Annotated in this window: 17 protein-coding genes; 11 read left to right on the top strand and 6 right to left on the bottom strand. The window is 62.1% G+C overall.

The window, feature by feature from the left end:
- Positions 1-3: 3 nt before the first annotated feature.
- The 3 genes from C6558_RS22765 to C6558_RS22750 all read right to left on the bottom strand — a co-directional run bounded on the left by C6558_RS22765 (position 4) and on the right by C6558_RS22750 (position 2,817).
- Positions 4-663, bottom strand: coding sequence for a substrate binding domain-containing protein (locus C6558_RS22765; protein WP_057217933.1), 660 nt, complete (start codon positions 661-663; stop codon positions 4-6).
- 238 nt (positions 664-901) lie between these two features.
- Positions 902-2,341: a pyruvate kinase gene (gene pyk / locus C6558_RS22755; protein WP_057217934.1), complete on the bottom strand. Its 1,440-nt coding sequence runs from the start codon at positions 2,339-2,341 to the stop codon at positions 902-904.
- Positions 2,341-2,817: a DUF1036 domain-containing protein gene (locus C6558_RS22750; protein ID WP_025424793.1), complete on the bottom strand. Its 477-nt coding sequence runs from the start codon at positions 2,815-2,817 to the stop codon at positions 2,341-2,343. Before C6558_RS22750 ends, pyk begins: the two co-directional genes overlap by 1 nt.
- A 194-nt stretch (positions 2,818-3,011) precedes the next feature.
- On the opposite strand from C6558_RS22750, the gene C6558_RS22745 reads away from it, so the two are divergent.
- The 3 genes from C6558_RS22745 to C6558_RS22735 all read left to right on the top strand — a co-directional run bounded on the left by C6558_RS22745 (position 3,012) and on the right by C6558_RS22735 (position 4,522).
- On the top strand, positions 3,012-3,806 hold the full coding sequence (locus tag C6558_RS22745) for an N-formylglutamate amidohydrolase (RefSeq protein WP_107027705.1): 795 nt from the start codon (positions 3,012-3,014) through the stop codon (positions 3,804-3,806).
- Between the two features lie 19 nt (positions 3,807-3,825).
- Positions 3,826-4,131 (top strand): DUF1244 domain-containing protein, encoded by a 306-nt coding sequence (locus tag C6558_RS22740; protein ID WP_057217936.1) that lies wholly within the window; start codon positions 3,826-3,828, stop codon positions 4,129-4,131.
- A gap of 124 nt (positions 4,132-4,255) precedes the next feature.
- Entirely contained in the window at positions 4,256-4,522 is a 267-nt protein-coding gene (locus tag C6558_RS22735; RefSeq protein ID WP_025424796.1) for a DUF2312 domain-containing protein, read from the top strand.
- 80 nt (positions 4,523-4,602) lie between these two features.
- On the opposite strand, the gene C6558_RS22730 is transcribed toward C6558_RS22735, so the two are convergent.
- Together C6558_RS22730 and C6558_RS22725 are read right to left on the bottom strand one after the other, a co-directional pair.
- Positions 4,603-6,474, bottom strand: coding sequence for a DUF882 domain-containing protein (locus tag C6558_RS22730; protein WP_057205658.1), 1,872 nt, complete (start codon positions 6,472-6,474; stop codon positions 4,603-4,605).
- Between the two features lie 180 nt (positions 6,475-6,654).
- A complete protein-coding gene (locus C6558_RS22725) occupies positions 6,655-8,136 on the bottom strand; it encodes a sigma-54 dependent transcriptional regulator (protein WP_234907910.1) in 1,482 nt (493 codons plus the stop codon).
- Between the two features lie 248 nt (positions 8,137-8,384).
- Between C6558_RS22725 and C6558_RS22720 the strand changes: the two genes are divergently transcribed.
- Genes C6558_RS22720 through C6558_RS22710 form a run of 3 tightly spaced genes read left to right on the top strand, consistent with a single transcriptional unit; the run spans position 8,385 to position 12,085 of the window.
- The gene (locus C6558_RS22720; protein WP_057217938.1) at positions 8,385-10,244 is read left to right on the top strand and encodes a M3 family oligoendopeptidase; all 1,860 of its coding nucleotides are present in this window, start codon (positions 8,385-8,387) and stop codon (positions 10,242-10,244) included.
- A 60-nt stretch (positions 10,245-10,304) separates the two neighbouring features.
- On the top strand, positions 10,305-11,462 hold the full coding sequence (locus tag C6558_RS22715) for an aminodeoxychorismate synthase component I (RefSeq protein ID WP_057217939.1): 1,158 nt from the start codon (positions 10,305-10,307) through the stop codon (positions 11,460-11,462).
- Entirely contained in the window at positions 11,459-12,085 is a 627-nt protein-coding gene (locus C6558_RS22710; protein ID WP_057217940.1) for an aminotransferase class IV family protein, read from the top strand. The genes C6558_RS22715 and C6558_RS22710 overlap by 4 nt, the downstream gene beginning before the upstream one ends.
- Here C6558_RS22710 and C6558_RS22705 read toward each other — a convergent pair.
- A complete protein-coding gene (locus C6558_RS22705; protein WP_082557447.1) occupies positions 12,050-13,000 on the bottom strand; it encodes a GGDEF domain-containing protein in 951 nt (316 codons plus the stop codon). The two genes, C6558_RS22710 and C6558_RS22705, sit on opposite strands and share 36 nt — an antisense overlap.
- Before the next feature lie 162 nt (positions 13,001-13,162).
- Between C6558_RS22705 and C6558_RS22700 the strand changes: the two genes are divergently transcribed.
- The 5 genes from C6558_RS22700 (at position 13,163) to hemH (ending at position 19,505) form a co-directional block, all read left to right on the top strand.
- On the top strand, positions 13,163-14,041 hold the full coding sequence (locus tag C6558_RS22700; protein ID WP_371412283.1) for a DUF3445 domain-containing protein: 879 nt from the start codon (positions 13,163-13,165) through the stop codon (positions 14,039-14,041).
- Between the two features lie 144 nt (positions 14,042-14,185).
- The gene (locus C6558_RS22695; RefSeq protein WP_025424804.1) at positions 14,186-15,637 is read left to right on the top strand and encodes a homospermidine synthase; all 1,452 of its coding nucleotides are present in this window, start codon (positions 14,186-14,188) and stop codon (positions 15,635-15,637) included.
- Positions 15,638-15,808: 171 nt separating this feature from the next.
- On the top strand, positions 15,809-16,177 hold the full coding sequence (omp10, locus tag C6558_RS22690) for an outer membrane lipoprotein Omp10 (RefSeq protein WP_057217943.1): 369 nt from the start codon (positions 15,809-15,811) through the stop codon (positions 16,175-16,177).
- A gap of 333 nt (positions 16,178-16,510) precedes the next feature.
- Positions 16,511-18,352 carry a bifunctional UDP-sugar hydrolase/5'-nucleotidase gene (locus C6558_RS22685; RefSeq protein WP_057217945.1) on the top strand — a complete coding sequence of 614 codons (1,842 nt, stop codon included), beginning with the start codon at positions 16,511-16,513 and terminating at the stop codon, positions 18,350-18,352.
- Positions 18,353-18,467: 115 nt separating this feature from the next.
- Positions 18,468-19,505 carry a ferrochelatase gene (gene hemH / locus C6558_RS22680; protein ID WP_057217947.1) on the top strand — a complete coding sequence of 346 codons (1,038 nt, stop codon included), beginning with the start codon at positions 18,468-18,470 and terminating at the stop codon, positions 19,503-19,505.
- Positions 19,506-19,601: the final 96 nt, after the last annotated feature.

Here is a 19,601-nt window from a genome sequence, read left to right as displayed (position 1 = left end):
ATCTCAACCGACCTGAGCCGTCGGCCTTCCCAGCGTCTCGACGAGATAATCGATGAACACGCGAACCTTGGGCGAAAGGTGACGTCGGCTGAGGTAGACGGCATAGAGGTTGAACGCGCTCATATGCCAGCTTTCCAGCAAGGGGACCAACCGACCGGAGGCGATATCGTCTCCGACGATGAAGTCCGGCTGTACGATGACCCCGCCGCCGACGAGTGCCAGCGCGCGCAGCAGATCGCCATTGGTGGCATGCACGACCGGATGAATCCGAACCTGCGTCTCGCGCCCCTCGACATCGGAAAACATCCAGCTATCCCCGAGCGAGAGATAGGAATAGCTAAACGTTTCATGGCCGCCGAGATCGGACGGTTGCTGCGGCGTGCCGCGGCGCGCGAGGTAATCTGGCGAAGCACAAACGATCATCCGCACCGGTGCGATTTCACGCGCGATAAGGCTGGCGCTGGGCGCGCGGGCAATACGCAAGGCGACATCGACACCGGAGTGGGCGAGATCGACGAGCATGTCGGTCAAATCGATGTCGAGACGCAGGCCGGGATGCTTCGCCCGGAAGCCCGGCAAGACGCGGGCGAGCGGCCCGATCCCATAGGAGAGCGGCGCGCTGATGCGCAGCAGCCCGGTGGGCACGGTCACGTGTTCGCCCACCAGCGCCTCGGCCTCGCTGATGTCGGCGAGTATCTGCCGGGCACGTTCGTAGAAGAGTTGGCCCGGCTCTGTGAACAGGTCACTGGACCAAGGAAGGCGTGATGGATGAGGAATACCTCTTTTGGGACACTCAGGGCTTCATGAAGCAGATCGGCCTGGCCCAATAGAAAGACAGAGGCCACGGGAGCAGGTTCACTGCTCCCATGGCCTCCTGGCATTCTGAAACGAGCGGCGAGCCTCAGATACCGCTCAGGCCGTCCGAGCCGATATAGGCGATGCGCAGCATGTTGGTGGCGCCGGGGGTGCCGAGCGGCACACCGGCCGAGATGATGACCCGTTCGCCGGGCTTGCCGAAACCCTCATGAGCAACGATGCGGCAGGCACGGTTGACCATGTCGTCGAGATCGGTCGCATCCTCGGTGACGACGCAATGCAGGCCCCAGACGACCGAAAGCCGGCGAGCCGTCTGGACGATCGGCGACAGCGCGATGATCGGAACCTGCGGGCGCTCGCGCGCGGCGCGAAGGCCCGTTGTGCCGGACGAGGTGTAGCAGACGATTGCAGACAACCGCAGCGTCTCGGCGATCTGGTGGGCGGCCAGCGAAATCGCGTCGGCACCGGTCGCCTCGGGCGGCGTGCGCTGCGCGTAGATGATGCTGGAATAGTGCGGGTCGCGCTCGACGCTGCTGGCGATCGACGCCATGGTCGAGACGGCTTCCACCGGATACTCGCCGGAGGCGGATTCAGCCGACAGCATGATGGCGTCGGCGCCTTCGAAGACGGCAGTCGCCACGTCGGAGACTTCAGCGCGCGTCGGCACCGGCGCGGAGATCATCGATTCCAGCATCTGCGTGGCCACGACCACCGGTTTGCCGGCGCGGCGACAGGCGCGCGTCAGCTGCTTCTGCAGGCCAGGCACAGATTCGAGCGGCATTTCGACGCCAAGGTCGCCGCGTGCAACCATCAGCGCGTCGGAGAGCTCGATGATCTCGTCGATGCGCTCGAGCGCCTGCGGCTTCTCGATCTTGGACATCAGACCGACGCGGCCGCGGGCGATCTTGCGAACCTCGGCCAGGTCCTCGGGACGCTGGACGAAGGACAGCGCCACCCAGTCGAACTCTCCGGTTGCCAGAATCGCATCGAGGTCCGAGCGGTCCTTGTCGGTCAGGACGCCGACGGCCAGCAGCGTGTCGGGCAGGCTGACGCCCTTGCGGTCGGAAATCTTCGTGCCGGCAACAACCGTTGTGACGATGCTCTTGCCGTCGGTCTTTTCGGCGCGCAGGTGCAATTTGCCGTCATCGATCAGCAGGCGATGGCCAGGCTTGACCGCTTCGAGGATTTCCGGATGGGGCAGAAACACACGGGTGCTGTCGCCAGGCTCGTCCTTGTTGTCGAGGGTAAAGGTCTGACCGACCTTGAGGTCGACCTTGCCTTCGGCAAACTTGCCGACGCGCAGCTTCGGACCCTGCAGGTCGCCGAGAATGCCGATCGGGCGGCCACAGCGCGCTTCGACCGCGCGGATGCGCTGCACCAGCGTGCGCATCACTTCGTGGCTTGCGTGGCTCATGTTGATACGGAACAGATCAGCCCCCGCCTCGTGCAGCTTCTGGATCATCTGCTCGTCGGCAGACGCCGGTCCGAGCGTGGCGAGGATTTTGACTTTTCTGTTCCGCTTCATCAATTCTGGCTTTCCTGCGTGCCGGGCGTATCGGAGAGCTGAACCATCCAGCTTCCTTGTCGCCCCGTGTCATATTCCTTGAATCCCATCCGCTGGAAGCCGCGGGCAAAGCAGTCCTGCACGCCCGAAACCTTGAATTCGTTTTCGGCGACGCACATGTTGACGTCGCCGGTCCAACGGCCACCCCGGGCCGCGTCTTCAGCGTAGAGATAATAGTATCGCGATTCGAGCTCGCCCTCGATCAGGGTCGCACAGGTGGTCGCGGGAACCTGCCACCACCCCTCGGTTACCCAGCCTTCCTTGGCGCGGTAACCGATCGCCACGCCGACCAGATTTTGCGTGCCATTGCAGACGCGAAAATCGGCGCGAGCCTCACCGGCAAATAGAAATGAGCCTGAAATAGCCAGGGAAAACAGGAGGATCCCCCCCAATGTCGACAGCCCCGGCTTCGCTTTGGAAAATGGATATCTGGACACGGTTTCCGATGGAACTCCGTTTTGATTTGCGTGGCCTTTCTTGCGACGACCAGCCCGGAAAGTCAACGTAACTCTAATCGATTACATCGGGCTAATTAGGTGTCGATTGCGCAAAACAGTTGCGTTTTTCTTGTGAATGTCGCCGACGCGTGCAATCAAAAGCATACCCCCCCCCAAAAGCAGACTGGAACGGCATGCAGCACTATTCGCCCTATGAGATTATCGAAGCCAACCCCACAACCGGCCTCGTACTACTCGCCGACCACGCCATGAACCGCCTGCCGGAAGAATATGGCAGCCTCGGCCTGTCGGCAGCCGCGTTTCAACGTCACATCGCCTATGACATCGGCGTCGAACATCTCGTCCGCCGGCTCTCGGCCGCACTCGACGCACCGGCAGTTCTAGGGTGCTTCTCGCGACTTTTGATCGACCCCAATCGCGGCGAGGACGATCCGACCCTGATCATGAAGATTTCCGACGGCGCGATCATTCCGGGAAACCACCCGATCAGCGAGGAGGAATGGGACAACCGGCTGAACCGTTTCCATCGGCCCTATCACCGCGCAGTCGCCGAGACACTGGAGCGCAGTGCCGTGGCCACGGGCAGCGCCCCGCTGGTCATCTCCATCCATTCCTTTACGCCCGCCTGGAAGGGTGCCGTCCGTCCGTGGCACGCGGCCGTGCTCTGGGACAACGACCCGCGCGCGGTGCTGCCGCTGATCGAAAAGCTCGAAGCATCGGGCGATATCGTCGTCGGCAACAACGAGCCCTATGACGGGGCGCTGCGCGGGGATACGATGTTCCGGCACTGCATGGCACCGGGCATTCCCCATGCCCTGATCGAGGTTCGACAGGATCTGATCGCAGACGAGGCGGGCGTCGCCGCATGGGCCGATCGGCTCGCCCCGATCCTTGCTGATCTCAATACCCGGCCCGACCTGCATCGCTATGAGCAGCACCCGTCGCGCACCGGCGCCTACGACATTTGAGACCAGGAAAGACAAGATCATGACCGAGCTCACCCCGGACCAGCAGACCGCCTTCGAGGCCGCCGCCTTCCGGCGTCTGGTCGCGCACTTGCGCGAGCGCAGCGACGTGCAGAACATCGACCTGATGAACCTTGCCGGCTTCTGCCGCAACTGCCTGTCCAACTGGTATCGGGACGCGGCCAACGAGGCCGGCATGACACTCGACAAGGAGCAATCCCGCGAGATCGTCTACGGCATGCCCTATGAGGAATGGCGGGCGCTGCATCAGAGGGAAGCCTCGAGCGAGCAGAAAGCCGCCTTCGAAACCAACCGCCCCAAGGAATAAACCTCTGCGCCGGGCCACCGCCACGGAAATGCCAGCGTTGTTGCGCAATGGCCCTTGACCTTGGCCGCCGTTCGCGGCACGTCACGGCACCCAAGAATTTCATTCCCCGCAAAAGGAGAAGACCATGTCAGATGCACACGGCGTCGCACGCGACCAACTCCGCGCTTTCATCGAACGGATCGAGCGCCTGGAAGAAGAAAAGAAGACCATCGCCGACGACATCAAGGACGTCTACGGCGAAGCCAAGTCCACCGGCTTCGATGCCAAGATCCTGCGGAAGGTCATCTCCATTCGCAAGCAGGACGCCGATGAGCGCATGGAACAGGAAGCGATCCTCGACACCTACCTGCAGGCGCTCGGCATGATCCCGGCCGCGGCTGAAGAAGAATAATTTCTCCTGCCATAGACAGCAAAAAGCCCGCCGGTATCACCGGCGGGCTTTTTTTGTGTTGAGTCTTATTTGCTCGAAACTCAGTTGGTGCTGAACTTCTTCACTTCCATGAAGTTGACGGCGTTGCCGCTGAAGCGGGCCGTATCGACCGTTGTTCCGGCCGTGCTGTTGAAGCCCGCAGCATAAACAGTCGTCGGGGCCGTGCGCAGCGTCTTGCTGACGAAGCGCGGTGCCTTCACGGGCTTGGAAAGCGTCGCGACGCGGCCGGCAGAAAGGGCCCATTCGGAGATGATCTTCTGCGTCAGCTTCGGCTCGGTGCGAACCGACGAACGGGTCGCGGCGTCGGCATCATGCTTCTTCGGACGACCACCTTTTGCCGGGGCTTCGGCCTGGGTGTCGAAGGCGCCATCAAAGGCATTGGCGCGGCCATTCGTCGAGGCCTGCGGCGCATAGGCGGCCATTTCGACTGGCTGGGCGACTGGCTCGCGCTCTGCCTGTGTCGGCGCGGCAAGCGCGACGCGTGTCGATGCCTGAGCCGTGGTGTCACGCGGCGGCTCGGCCGAAGCCAGAACCGGGCGCTCTGCAAAGGCAGGCACGGCAACCTTGGCATCCGCGACAGCGGCAAGAGCCGCATCACCCGCCGGGCGCATGGCCGGAACCGGCACGAAGCCAAGCGCCTGCATGTCCGTTGCCAGCGGATCGACCGATGCCACAAGCGTCTCGCCGGCAGCAGCGTTCACGCCACCCCGATCGAGCATCTGCGGGACCGGCACCTTGACCGAGGTCAGATCCGCAAATTCGCTCGGCATTTCCGGCGTCTGCGGCAGGGCGGCAGCAAGCGCGTCCTGGGCCGCGTTCTTCTGCGGCGCGACCAGGGCCACGGCTACGCCGCCATTTTCAGGCGCATCCTTGAAGGCCGGACGAACGGCCGGAACCGGAGCATTGATGTTCTGATCGGCTGTGGTGGTCTCGGCTGTGGTGGTCTCGGCTGCGACCGAACCGGCAACACCCGGAAGTGCTTCCTGGGCGGCAGGAGCCGACGCCGTCTGGACCTTTGCCGGAGCGGCTTCTTCATCGCCGGGGCCGGCCGCGATTGCCGAGGGTTCTTCATCCTCGTCGCCGCCACCGCCAAAGAGCATGGCGAACAGGTTACCGCGGCGCTTGCCGCCCTCGGCATCGCCCGCACCCTTGGCACCACCACCGGCAACTTCGATCGCCGAGGCGCCGACGCGACGCTTGTAGTCGGCAACAGCCTGGTTATAGCCCGGTAGCGGCTTGCCGTCGGACGGAACGTGCATGGTCTTGCCGTCGGGGAAGAGACGGGCCAGTTCGTTGCGGGTCATGCGCGGCCAGGCGCGAACGCCGCCGACATCCATGTGAACGAACGGAGAGCCTGAGGTCGGGTAGTAGCCGACGCCACCGACCTGGAATTTCATGCCGATTTCGCGCACCGTCTTCAGCTTCACGTCGGGAATGTAGAAGTCCATCGCCTTGCCGAGCATGTGCTGGCTCTTCTTGGCAACGCCCTTGGAACGCGAACGCAGCATGCCGTTGGTGGCCGGCGAACGATAGGCCGAAACGACGTGGATATAATCGCGCGAGCCACTCTTGGTGTAGACTTCCCACACGAGGTCGAGCAGGCGCGGATCCATCTTGGTCGGCTCGTTGCGACGCCAGTCGCGCAGGAACCGGTTGATCTGCTGCAGGCCCTTCGGGTCATAGCGGCCGTTGCGCTTGAAGGTGATCTGCGCCTTTTCCTGCGTGTGGATGAAATAGAGCTTGAGCGTACGCGTCTGGCCGGCGGCCTCGACGGGAGGTGCCATGCCAGGCGTAACCAGAGACACCGCAAGGGCGATGGATGTCAGAACCTGCGGCACCTTACGGGTCATCGCCGAGCAGAGTCTGCTAGCTAAGGAGCCGAGAGGCTTCTTAAAACTGAACAAATTTGGCATTCAATCCCCGTCCGACGGACAACCGTGCTTCGCTGTCTCAGATGACTGTCAAATAAGGTGACAGGATGGCATATATGCCACAGTCGTCACCGCCCCTTATAATATAGTGAACACTTCACTAACAAGGTCTAAACGGCGGTGACGGAATCGCACGGCTAGTGAGGCGTGAATGCGTCGATTTTATGCCGCCTCGCGCAAGGGATTGTCCGGATCTATGCCGTAATCCTTGAGTTTGCGGTAGAGCGTCGACCGGCCAATGCCGAGTTTGCGCGCCACCTGGCTCATCTGGCCCCGATAGAATTTCAGCGCAAAACGAATCAGTTCCTCCTCGACTTCGGCGAGTTTGCGCACGTCTCCGCCCTCGTCGACGCTGGCAATTGCGTTCTCCATACGGCCATCATGCGTGGCATCGGCCTCCATCGATTTCGCCGTGCTGGCAAAATCGGGATAGACGCTTGCGGCCGGATCGGCAGCGGCGGTGCGCTCGGGGCCGGCATCGCCCCAGGAGAAACCGCTGCGGTCGGAAACGACGTAGCCGGGGATCTGCGTGGCGATCTGCGGGAAGTCCTTGACCGTCAGCTCGTTGCCGTCGGCCAGAACGACCGCACGAAAGATCGCGTTCTCCAGCTGGCGGATGTTGCCCGGCCAGTCATAGGCGGTGAGCAGCGCCATCGCACCGCTCGAAACGGTGAGCGGCGTGCTGAGCCTCTGCTCGGACGCAAACCGGTCGACGAACGAGCGCACCAGGACCGGGACGTCCTCCTTGCGCCGGCGCAGCGCCGGAATGGTGATCGGGAAGACGTTGAGGCGGTAATAGAGATCCTCGCGGAACCGGCCTTCGCGCACCTCGTTGATGAGGTCCTTGTTGGTGGCCGAGATCAATCGCACGTTGACCCGATGCGGATGGCGCGCGCCGATCGTCTCGATCTCGCCCTGCTGGACCGCACGCAGCAGCTTCACCTGCACTTCGAGCGGCAGGTCGCCGATCTCGTCGAGGAACAGGGTGCCGCCGTCGGCGTCGACGAACTTGCCGCTGTGCTTTTCGGTGGCACCGGTAAAGGCGCCCTTCTCGTGGCCGAAGAGAATGCTCTCGACCAGATTGTGCGGGATGGCGCCACAGTTGACGGTGATGAACGGCTTGCCCGAACGGTCGCTGGCCGACTGGATCGCCCGCGCCACCATTTCCTTGCCGACGCCGGATTCACCCTCGAGCACGATCGGAATGTTGGACTGCGCAGCCCGGCGAGCGAGATCGATCACCCGGATCATCGCCGGGCTGGCCGAAACGACGTCATCGAAACCGACGGCACCGCCGCGCGGGCGGCGCGAGGTTTTGACCTTGCCGTCGCGGCTCGCCATCTTCAGCGCGTTGCCGAGCGCCACCGACAGCCGCTCCGGAGAAACCGGCTTGACCAGGAAGTCGAAGGCACCGGCCTGCATCGCATGGACGACGGTTTCGATACCGCCCTGCCCCGTCTGCACGATGACGGGCGTATCGACGCCCCGTTCCGCCAGCGCATCGAGAAAGCCGTGGCCGTTCATTTCGGGCATCAGCAGATCGAGAAGGATGACGTTGATGATGCCGCCCTTGCGCTCGAGCAGCTCCAGGCCACTGCGGCCATTGTCGGCGAGATGCGCGACATGACCGAGACGCTCGATCATGTTCGTCAGCAACCGGCGCTGCACCGGATCGTCATCGATGACAAGAATGTGTGATGTCACGGAAGCCTCCTGCTTTGGACACGCGGTACTTTTTGGCCAACGTCATGTGCCAAATCACGTCAGGCATCTGTGCCATAAAGGGCTGAACATCATCTTTTGAGAAATGCTTGCATTTTATCCATTGGCGGCGATAGCAATGGAACCCGTATCGCTTGCCTCTTCCTGCCACGAACGAGAGAAATCCGACGATGACCTTCCGCACCTTCGCCCTCGAGAAAACCATCGTCCGTGCCGCCACCGGCCCCGCCCAAGGCGCTGTGGCCGAGCTCGGCGATCTGCCCTCCTGGCGGCTGGAGGATCTCTATCCGTCCGCAACCTCTGACGCCTTCCGTTCCGACATGAAGAAGGCCGAGGCGGATTCGATTGCGTTTGAGGCCAAGTGGAAAGGCAAGCTTGCCGCCGCCGCGACGAAGGCCGGCGACGAAGGCATCGGTGCTGCCGTGAAAGAATTCGAAGCGCTGGAAGACATCATGGGGCGCATCGCGTCCTTTGCCGGCCTGACCTATTTCTCCGACACCTCCAAGCCGGAAAACGGCAAGCTCTACGGCGACGTGCAGTCGAAGCTGACCGATATGTCGGCGCATCTCCTGTTCTTCTCGCTCGAACTCAACCGCATCGACGATGCGGTGATCGACGCAGCGCTTACCAACGACGGCCTGGCGGCGCACTACAAGCCCTGGCTACTCGACCTGCGCAAGGACAAGCCCTACCAGCTTGATGACAAGCTCGAGCAGCTGTTCCTCGAGAAATCGATGACCGGGCCAGCCGCCTTCAACCGCCTGTTCGACGAGACCATGACGTCGCTGACCTTCACCGTCGACGGCGAGACGATGCCGCTCGAAATGGCCCTGAACCTGCTGCAGGATCCCTCGACCGAGGTGCGCAAGAAGGCGGCGATGGCGCTTGCCGAAACCTTCAGGGCCAATATCCGCACCTTCACGCTGATCACCAATACGCTCGCCAAGGACAAGGAAATCTCGGATCGCTGGCGCGGTTTCGAGGATATCGCCGACAGCCGGCACCTCGCCAACCGCGTCGAGCGCGAGGTCGTCGATGCGCTCGCGGAAGCGGTGAAGTCAGCTTATCCGCGCCTTTCGCACCGCTACTATGCCATGAAGGCGAAGTGGCTCGGCATGGAACAGATGGAGTTCTGGGATCGCAACGCGCCGCTGCCGGAAACGCCGAATGCGCTGATCTCGTGGAACCAGGCGAAGGATACGGTGCTTTCGGCCTACCATGCCTTCGCCCCAGAGATGGCCGCAATTGCCCGCCGCTTCTTCGATGACCGCTGGATCGATGCGCCGGTGCGCCCCGGCAAGGCCCCCGGCGCCTTCGCCCACCCGACCGTTCCCTCCGCGCACCCCTATGTGCTCGTCAATTATATGGGCAAGCCGCGCGACGTAATGACGCTTGCCCACGAACTCGGTCACGGCGTGCACCAGGTGCTCGCCGGCGAGCAGGGCGCGCTGATGGCTTCCACGCCGCTGACCCTCGCCGAGACGGCATCGGTGTTCGGCGAAATGCTGACCTTCCGTGCGCTTCTCGACCAGACCAAAGACAAGCGCGAGCGCAAGGCCATGCTCGCCCAGAAGGTCGAGGACATGATCAATACGGTCGTGCGCCAGATCGCCTTCTACGAATTCGAGCGCAAGCTGCACACGGCCCGCAAGGAAGGCGAACTGACCGCCGAGGATATCGGCAATCTGTGGCTTTCGGTGCAGGCGGAAAGCCTCGGGCCGGCGATCCGGATTTCCGAGGGCTACGAGACCTACTGGGCCTATATCCCGCACTTCATCCACTCGCCGTTCTACGTCTATGCCTATGCTTTCGGCGATTGCCTGGTCAACTCGCTCTATGCCGTCTACCAGAACGCCGAAAAGGGCTTCCAGGCAAAGTATTTCGAGCTGCTGAAAGCCGGCGGCACCAAGCACCATTCGGAATTGCTCACTCCCTTCGGCCTCGATGCCACCGATCCGTCGTTCTGGGCACAGGGTCTGTCGATGATCGAGGGGCTGATCGACGAACTCGAGGCGCTTGATAAGGCGTGATCCGGCGCGGGCCGAGCCCGCGCTCCAGAGACTTTCAAGGAAAAGTGCGAAGCGGCATCGATGAACGAAAACGCACCTTTTGTGCTTTTCCGGGACGACAGCGAAAATCGGACCACGGTTTTCACTGATCCGGAGCGCGTCGTCACGGCGCGGACCAAAGCCGAATTCCGCCGCGGCCTCGCCGAGCTTGAGCGTGCACATGCGGCCGGCAAATGGATTGCCGGCTTCATGGCATATGAGGCGGGCCATATCTTCGAAGAGAAGCTGAGCCCCTTTGCCGAGGAGGGGCGCGAAACGCCGCTGATGTCCTTCGGCATCTTCGACGCACCGAGCGACGACCATCCGCTTGGCGAGCCGCAACGTCGGATGGAGAACGAGCCTTTCCTTGCCGAGCCGCGTGCCGCCTGGGATTTTCCCACCTATCGCGAGCGGTTCGACCGCCTGCATCAGCATCTGCGCCAGGGCGATTGTTATCAGGCGAACCTGACAATGCCGATCCGCGCCCGCTGGACCGGCGATCCGCGCGCCGCCTTCTGGTCACTGATCGAACGGCAACCGGTAAAATACGGCGCGCTCGTCGCGCTGGATGGTCCGTTCCTCGTCTCGCGCTCGCCCGAGCTCTTCTTCCGGGTCGACGCTGACCGATGGATTGAGACGCATCCGATGAAGGGCACCGCAAAGCGCGGCGCGTCGGCTGAGGAGGACGCCGAGATCATTGCTGCCATGCGCACTGACGAGAAGACCCAGGCCGAAAACCGCATGATCGTCGACCTCTTGCGCAACGACATCTCGCGCATCACCGAGGTCGGAACGCTCGACGTCCCGAAACTGTTCGACATCGAGACCTATCCGACCGTTCACCAGATGGTCAGCCATGTCAGGGCCAAGCTGCGGCCGGATGTCGGCATCACCGATATTTTCGCCGCACTCTTTCCCTGCGGCTCGATCACCGGCGCGCCGAAGATGCGGGCGATGGAAATCCTGCACGATCTCGAAGACGGTCCGCGCGACGCCTATTGCGGCGCAATCGGCTTTATCGCGCCGAACGGCATCATGCGCTTCAGCGTGGCGATCCGCACCATCTCGCTGTTTGCCGACGGCGAAGCCGTCTTCAATGTCGGCGGCGGCATCGTCTTTGATTCCGGCGCCCAGTCCGAATATGACGAATGCCTGCTCAAGGCGCGCTTTGCCATCGGCGATGCCGAGATCGCCCGATGACGGATTTTTCCCTGATCGAGACCCTGCGCTACGAACCCGATATTGGATTCGTTCGCTTGAGGTTACATCTCGCCCGGTTGAAACGATCGGCGCGAAGATTGGGATTTGCCGGCGCCGAGCGGGCGCAGGCTGAGCTGCAAGCCGCCGTCCAGGGTGCAACAGGCCCGCTGCGTGTCCGCCTGACGCTTGACCGCAACGGCGCCGTCGCCGTGACCACGGCGACTTTCACGCCCCTTGCAGAAGACACTGTCTGGCGCGTGCGTTTTGCGGAAACGCGGCTCTCTTCCGAAGACAAGCTGGTGCGGGTGAAGACCACCCGGCGCGACATCTACGAGACGGCACGCGCTGAATACCCGGCAACCGAGGTCGACGAAGTTCTTCTCCTCAACGAAAAGGGCGAGGTCTGCGAGGGAACGATCACCTCAATCTTCCTCGACGATGGCAGCGGGACGCTGAAAACGCCGCCGATCGCCTGCGGGCTTCTGGCCGGCGTGCTCCGAACCGAACTCATCTGCCAGCGACGGGCGCGCGCCGCCCGCCTGTCGCTCGACGATCTGGCAAAAGGCGAGCTCTATGTCGGGAATTCGCTACGGGGCCTGATCCGGGCGAAGCTCTGGGTCTGAACCCGGCAAGGTGTACCGCTTCACCCGGTCGCGCCCGTCGCGCTTGGCGAGATAGAGCGCCTCGTCGGCGCGGGCATAAATGTCCTTGACGCCGTCGCCTTCCCGATACTCGGCCAGCCCCACCGAACAGGTGTAGTAGAACTCCGGGATACTCGCGAGCGGCCTGGCGCTGCGCACCTTGTCGAGCAAGCGGTCGAGGATCATGTTGCCTTCGCTGATCGTGGTGTCTGGCAGGATCAGCATGAACTCCTCGCCACCGATGCGGCCGAAGCAATCGGAGCGACGCACGAACTCCTGCATCTGGCGGGCGAAGTCGAGCAGGACCTCATCGCCCTGATGGTGACCATAGCGATCGTTGATCGCCTTGAAATAGTCGATGTCGATGATGGCGACACAGCCCCACATATGCGGGTTCTGGGCGCAATTGGCGATGAATTCGCCGAGCCGCCCCATGGTGTAGCGCCGGTTGGGCACATTGGTGAGTTCATCGACCTGCGAGGCGCGCAGCGCGAAATCGCGATCCTGCCGCAGCGCGCGCTCCTCGACGCGAATGGTGGTGATGTCGACGGCGACGCACAGCATCCATCCCCTGGCATCGACCGTTTCCGTCATCCACAGCCAGCGGCCGTCATGCAGGTCGGTCTCCATCGCGCGAAACGGGATCTTGCCGCGCCGATTGATCGTTGAGGCTATCCAGGCATTGATGTCGCTGGTCGAGAGCACGGTTCCGCGACCGGCGGCATGGTTGCGCCGCATGATTTCCGCCCAGGTCGGCGCCTCGTCCGACTCGATGAAATAGGCGGCGCGAAAGGCATCATTGGCAAATTGCAGCCGGTCGTGCTGATCGTAGAGCGCCATCAGCACGGGTGTTTGGGCCTGCAGGCCCATCAAGGTCTTTATATGGTCGCCGGTCACGTTCAGTCTGCGACGCCTCCAGGTCGGGGAAGGAAACAACAATCATGGCGCGTAGCGGATGATTGTATCAAAGCTATAGCACGAAGTCCTTGTGACAAGCTTCGGCCCATGCGAAACGAAAGGGAATATGGTTAAATCGCGAGAATGATCCGGTCATCCCGCATGAAACACACGCCCTACGACGGCTCCTCCAAGCCCTTTACCATCGGCCTCACGCAGCTCGATCCCGATCGCTGGATCGAGCCGGACGACCAGCTGCAGCACTATCTCGACCAGAAGGCCCAGTTGCTCGCACAGTCCCGCGACGTGGTTTTTGCCGCCGACGACCGGACGCAGGATGCGCAAAGCGAGCTGCTGCAGATCCTCTCCGACTATCTGCCGACACGGTATCCCGACATCTACAGTCGGCAGGACGAAACAATGATGGTCGGCGGGCGACGGGTACCCTTGTCCGGCGACGACGCGCTTGTGCTAGCGGGCTCGCTCGTTCAGGACGACCTGGCGATCATGCAGCGCGACGACCGCGGCTGGCGCCTTGGCGCCGCCTACATCGCCTTCCCCTCGTCCTGGTCGCTCGCCGAAAAGTTCGGGCGCACGATGGACGAGATCCACGCCCCGGTCCCCGGCTTCGGAGACGGCACGCGCAACGCCGAACTCATCAGCCGCATGTTCGATAACCTGCCGCCTGGCCGCTTCGTCGAACGCTTCAACTGGGCCGTCAATGTCGACGGCTCCCTGCATCTGCCGAAGTCCAAATCGGAAGGGGTGTCGGCCGGCGCGATCGAGCTGACCGAAGAGCGCACCTTCATCCGCATCGAGCGCCAGACGTTGCGCAAGCTGCCGCGAAGCGGCGCGATCGTCTTCACCATCCGGATCTATTCCGATCCCTTGGCGCTGTTGCGACAGCGGGCGGATGCGGGGATTTTGGCCCTTTCCTTCATCGAGCAATTGCGCTCTCTCGACCTGCCGCAGGCGGCCTACAAGGGCCTCGTCAGCAAGCGGGACGCTCTCAATTCGGCCCTCATTTCCATCGCTGGTTAAACAATATCGCAGATCAGCGTTGACCCGGCGGCCCTTTATTGTGACAGCAAACTATGCTCTAGGGCCTATCACACGGCGCGAGCCTCATTTTCAGACACTTTCAACACCGTCACTGGGAAAGTTTCCTCAGGAGTTAAGACCAAAATGGCAGACACCACCTATCCGGTTTACGGCGAGATCACCGGCCCGATCGTCATGATCGGCTTCGGTTCGATCGGCCGCGGCACCTTGCCGTTGATCGAGCGCCACTTCAAATACGACAAGAACCGGTTGATCGTGGTCGAGCCGCGTGAGGATGCTGCCGACAACGAGATCTTCGAGCGTCATGGCGTCCGCCACGTTCGCGCCCATGTGACGAAGGACAACTATAAGGAGCTGCTGAAGCCGCTCCTGACCGAAGGCGAAGGCCAGGGCTTCTGCGTCAACCTGTCGGTCGATACCGGCTCGCTCGACCTGATCAAGATGTGCCGCAAGCTCGACGTTCTCTACATCGACACCGTCGTCGAACCGTGGCTCGGCTTCTACTTCGATGCCGAAATGGACAACGCCTCGCGCACCAACTATGCCCTGCGCGAAACCATGCGCAAGGAAAAGGAAAAGAACCCGGGCGGCACCACGGCCGTTTCGACCTGCGGCGCCAACCCGGGCATGGTCTCGTGGTTCGTCAAGCAGGGACTCCTCAACCTCGCCAACGACCTCGGCGTGAAATACGACGAACCACATCAGGACGACCGCGAAGGCTGGGCGAAGCTGATGAAGAAGGTCGGCGTCAAGGGCGTGCACATCGCCGAGCGCGACACCCAGCTGACCAAGAAGCCGAAGCCGCTCAACGTCTTCTGGAACACCTGGTCGGTCGAAGGTTTCATCTCCGAAGGTCTGCAGCCGGCTGAACTCGGCTGGGGCACCCATGAGAACTGGATGCCGAAGAACGCCAAGAAGCACAAGAAGGGCTGCAAGGCGGCCATCTATCTGGAGCAGCCGGGTGCCAACACCCGCGTGCGCACCTGGTGCCCGACGCCTGGCCCGCAATACGGCTTCCTCGTCACCCACAACGAGTCGATCTCGATCGCCGACTTCTTCACCGTCCGCGACAAGGACGGCGAAGTTACCTATCGCCCGACCTGCCACTACGCCTACCATCCGGCCAATGACGCCGTCCTTTCGCTGCACGAAATGTTCGGCAACGGCGGCAATTCGCAGCCAGTCCATCATGTTCTTGACGAGAAGGAACTCGTTGAAGGCGTCGACGAACTGGGCGTCCTGCTCTACGGCCATGACAAGAATGCCTACTGGTTCGGTTCGCGCCTGTCGCTGGAAGAGACCCGCCGCATCGCCCCCTACCAGAACGCCACCGGCATGCAGGTCACCTCTGCCGTGCTCGCGGGCATGGTCTGGGCGCTCGAAAACCCGAAGGCCGGCATCGTCGAAGCCGACGAGATGGACTACAAGCGCTGCCTCGAAGTGCAGCTGCCCTATCTCGGCCCGGTCGAAGGACACTACACCGACTGGACCCCGCTCGACGGTCGCCCGGGCCTGTTCCCGGAAGACATCGACACGAAGGATCCCTGGCAGTTCAAGAACATCCTCGTTCGCTAAACCGCTGACATTGCGAAGCATCCGGCCCGGGGCATTTCTGCCCCGGGCTTTTTTTGTTCATATGGGAAAAGCCCGGCGCGCCGGCCCGACCACTCTTGCTTTCAACTCTTGATCGCGGCATGGTTCGGCGAAATGAAACGGACGCTCGGCACAAAGCGAGGGAAATCGCCAATGAAGCCATTCGCAATTCTGACCCTTCTCGCGACCGCCGCGACCCTGGCCTCCTGCCAGTCGTCGCCCCGGGAAGCCGGAGGGGCACAGCCCGCTCGCCAGGCAACGGGTGTCGAAGGCTCATGGACGGATCCGAACGGCATCGTTTCGACCTTTGCAGGCGGAACCTTCTCGACCCGCACCACCGACAGCAACCAGCTGCTGGCTTCCGGCAACTACGTGAAGCTCAGCCCGACACTCGTCGAGATCAACATGACCTCGCTGGTGCGCAATACCCAGTCCAAGGTCAATTGCGCGCTGGTCACACAGAGCCAGCTCAATTGCACCACCGATGCCGGCGCCCAGTTCTCGCTGGCGCGACGCGGCTGAGACAAGCTTCGAGCACGGATCAAAGCTCCCGCAAGGGGGCTTTTTTTGTGCATTCGTATGACTTAACCCTACTGCATGTTTCCCTAAATCGAAGCCGATTTAGGGGGAAAAACATGCAGCAATTCAAAGCGCTACAGCGACCTTTGCGCGCCTGAAAAGGCGCGCGGCGCTGTGGTTGCAGATCCGGCAACCGGAGGATGGTTTTAGTGCTTGAAGTCGCCCTGAAGTGATGAAAACATTCGCACCGGCAAAGCCACCCCGGCCGCGGGGACCGGACCCGCTTCGGCGGGTCTGAAAGCGGCCGGCAAACAACAGGCAAAACAGGAGAACATCATGATCAGACACATACGGACCGGCCTGATGACCGCGTCCATTCTTGCCCTCTCCTCGGGCGCAGCCTTCGCCGATTATGAACTGAACATCCTGCACATCAACGATCTCCACTCCCGTATCGAATCGATCAACAAGTTCGATTCGACCTGCTCGGCCGAAGAGGAAGGCAAGAACGAGTGCTTCGGTGGCGTCGCCCGCCTGAAGTCTCTGATCGACCAGAAACGCCAGGATCTGTCCGGCAAGAACGTCTTGCTGTTGAATGCCGGCGACAACTTCCAGGGTTCGCTGTTCTTCACCACCTACAAGGGTCTGGCCGAAGCCGAATTCCTCAACCTGATGAAGTTCGACGCGATGACGGTCGGCAACCATGAATTCGACGAGAGCGAAGATGGCCTTGTCGGCTTCCTCGATAAGATCGAGTTCCCCGTCGTCACCGCCAACGTATTGCCCAGTCACAAGTCGAAGATCGGCGACCGCATCAAGCCGTCGATCGTTCTCGAAGTCGGCGGCCAGAAGATCGGCATCGTCGGCGCCGTCGCCAACGACACGCCCGAACTCTCCTCCCCCGGCCCGGACATCCTGATCGGTGACGACGTCGCCACCACGACCGCCGCGGTCGAAGAGCTGAAGAAGCAGGGCGTCGACAAGATCATCGCGCTCACCCATGTCGGCTACCCGCGTGACCTCGCCGCGATCGCAAAGATCCCCGATGTCGACGTCGTCGTCGGCGGCCACTCCCACAGCCTGCTGTCGAACACCGACGCAAAGGCCGAAGGCCCCTACCCGACGATGGTCGACAACCCGGGTGGCTACAAGGTTCCGGTCGTCCAGGCCGCCTCCTATAGCAAGTACCTCGGCGATCTCGTCGTCACCTTCGACGACAAGGGCGTGGTGAAGGCTGCCAAGGGCGATCCGATCCTGGTCGATTCTTCCATCAAGCCGGATCAGTCCGTTTTGACGCGCGTGGCCGAACTCGCCAAGCCGATCGAGGAGCTGCGCTCCAAGATCATCGGCAAGACCGAGGCCCCGATCGACGGTTCGCGTGACAATTGCCGGGCCAGGGAATGCGAAATGGGCAGCCTCGTTGCCGACGCCATGCTCGACCGCGTCAAAGGCCAGGGCGTGACGATCGCCATCACCAATGGCGGCGGCCTGCGCGCCTCCATCGATGCCGGCGACGTTTCGATGGGCGAAGCCATCACCGTGCTGCCGTTCCAGAACACGGTTGCGACCTTCCAGCTCAAGGGTGACGGCATCCGTGCCGCGCTTGAGAACGGTCTTAGCAAGCTTGAAGAACCCGGCGGCCGTTTCCCGCAGGTGGCCGGCATGAAATATTCGTTCGACAAGTCGAAGGAAGTGGGCAGCCGCGTCGTCTCGGTCGAGGTAAAGGAAGGCGAAGGCTTCGTGCCGCTCGATCCGGCAAAGACTTATTCGATCGTCACCAACAACTACATGCGCAATGGCGGCGACGGCTACGCAATCTTCAAGGACAAGGGTGAGAACGCCTACGACTACGGTCCGGGCCTCGAAACCGTTCTGGCCGACTATCTCGCCGCGCACCAGCCGTTCAAACCCTACACGGATGGCCGCATCACCGAAGTTGCTGCAGCCGCCGGCGCCACGACTGCCGAACCGGCAACGCAGCCTGCAGCCGACGCCGCCGCGAGCACGACGGCCTCCGGTCCGCAGAAGCACGTCATCGCCAAGGGCGACACGCTTTGGGATCTCGCCAAGGCGTTCTACGGCGATGGCGCACTCTGGGCAAAGATCTCGGCGGCCAACGGCAAGCCGGCTCCGCGCCACCTGCATGTCGGAACCGAACTGGAGATTCCGGCAAAGTAAGACAATTTGCCTCTCCTTCGAGAGCCGGCGCGGGCTTCCCCGCGCCGGCTTTTCTTCTTAGAAGGACGTGACGAAAAGTGCATGCACCTGCTTATACGTGACCACGAGGACCGAGATGACCAACGCGCCCGCCGCGACCGCCCAAAGCGATCACCCGACCGTTAAATCCGGAAAGGTCGGCGTTCTGCTGGTCAATCTCGGCACGCCCGATGGCACCGACTACACCTCGATGCGCCGCTATCTCAAGGAGTTCCTGAGCGATCGCCGCGTCATCGAATGGTCGCGGTTGTTCTGGTATCCAATCCTCTACGGCATCGTGCTCAACACCCGCCCCGGCAAGGTCGGCAAGGCCTATGAAATGATCTGGAACAAGGATCTGAACGAGAGCTATCTGCGCACCTACACCCGCAACCAGGCGACCTTGATGGCGGAAGCCTTCGCCGAGCAGCCGCACATCGTCGTCGATTGGGGCATGCGCTACGGCCAGCCGTCGATCGCCTCGCGGATGGAGGCCCTGCAGAAGGCCGGATGCGAGCGCATCCTGCTATTCCCGCTCTATCCGCAATACGCCGCGGCAACGACAGCCACCGTCAACGACAAGGCATTCGAAGCCCTGCTCAAGATGCGCTGGCAGCCGGCGCTGCGCACCGTCCCGCCCTATCATGACGATCCCGTCTATATCGACGCGCTGGCGACCTCGATCACGCAGCATCTGGCGACGCTCGACTGGGAGCCGGAAGTGGTGCTGACCTCCTTCCACGGCATCCCGAAAAGCTACTTCGAAAAAGGCGACCCCTACTATTGCCAGTGCCAGAAGACCGCGCGCCTGCTGCGCGAAAAGCTCGGCTGGTCCAAGGACAAGCTGCAGGTAACCTTCCAGTCCCGCTTCGGGCCGGAAGAATGGCTGCAGCCCTATACCGACAAGACGGTCGAGAAGCTGGCGCAGGATGGCGTCAAGCGCATCGCCGTGATCAACCCAGGCTTCGTTTCCGACTGTCTGGAAACGCTCGAGGAAATCGCCGAGCAGGCGGCCGAGAGCTTCCATCACAATGGCGGTGAGAAGTTTGCACATATCCCCTGTCTCAACGACAGGGCCGAGGGCATGATGGTTCTCGAGCATGTCGTCCGCCGGGAGCTAAGCGGCTGGCTTTGAAGCCGAAATCTGCGACGACCGCTTGAAATAGACTGACCGATGCCCACGTCTGGGTTAGAGTGTCACTTCAAACTGGGGTTGTGATCATGGGGGACG

Origin of the sequence: Ensifer sp. NM-2 (genome assembly GCF_003024455.1) — a bacterium.
Taxonomy (GTDB): Bacteria; Pseudomonadota; Alphaproteobacteria; order Rhizobiales; family Rhizobiaceae; genus Ensifer; species Ensifer canadensis.
This window is presented reverse-complemented; position numbering and strand designations above follow the sequence as displayed.

Excerpts from the sequence above, each read along its gene's own strand:
- C6558_RS22685 (WP_057217945.1), top strand. The coding sequence starts at position 16,511 with ATGATCAGACACATACGGACCGGCCTGATGACCGCGTCCATTCTTGCC.
- C6558_RS22715 (WP_057217939.1), top strand. The coding sequence starts at position 10,305 with ATGAACGAAAACGCACCTTTTGTGCTTTTCCGGGACGACAGCGAAAAT.
- C6558_RS22725 (WP_234907910.1), bottom strand. The coding sequence starts at position 8,136 with ATGATCGAGCGTCTCGGTCATGTCGCGCATCTCGCCGACAATGGCCGC.
- C6558_RS22740 (WP_057217936.1), top strand. The coding sequence starts at position 3,826 with ATGACCGAGCTCACCCCGGACCAGCAGACCGCCTTCGAGGCCGCCGCC.
- C6558_RS22695 (WP_025424804.1), top strand. The coding sequence starts at position 14,186 with ATGGCAGACACCACCTATCCGGTTTACGGCGAGATCACCGGCCCGATC.
- C6558_RS22720 (WP_057217938.1), top strand. The coding sequence starts at position 8,385 with ATGACCTTCCGCACCTTCGCCCTCGAGAAAACCATCGTCCGTGCCGCC.
- C6558_RS22700 (WP_371412283.1), top strand. The coding sequence starts at position 13,163 with ATGAAACACACGCCCTACGACGGCTCCTCCAAGCCCTTTACCATCGGC.
- omp10 (WP_057217943.1), top strand. The coding sequence starts at position 15,809 with ATGAAGCCATTCGCAATTCTGACCCTTCTCGCGACCGCCGCGACCCTG.
- pyk (WP_057217934.1), bottom strand. The coding sequence starts at position 2,341 with ATGAAGCGGAACAGAAAAGTCAAAATCCTCGCCACGCTCGGACCGGCG.
- C6558_RS22735 (WP_025424796.1), top strand. The coding sequence starts at position 4,256 with ATGTCAGATGCACACGGCGTCGCACGCGACCAACTCCGCGCTTTCATC.
- hemH (WP_057217947.1), top strand. The coding sequence starts at position 18,468 with ATGACCAACGCGCCCGCCGCGACCGCCCAAAGCGATCACCCGACCGTT.
- C6558_RS22745 (WP_107027705.1), top strand. The coding sequence starts at position 3,012 with ATGCAGCACTATTCGCCCTATGAGATTATCGAAGCCAACCCCACAACC.
- C6558_RS22730 (WP_057205658.1), bottom strand. The coding sequence starts at position 6,474 with ATGCCAAATTTGTTCAGTTTTAAGAAGCCTCTCGGCTCCTTAGCTAGC.
- C6558_RS22710 (WP_057217940.1), top strand. The coding sequence starts at position 11,459 with ATGACGGATTTTTCCCTGATCGAGACCCTGCGCTACGAACCCGATATT.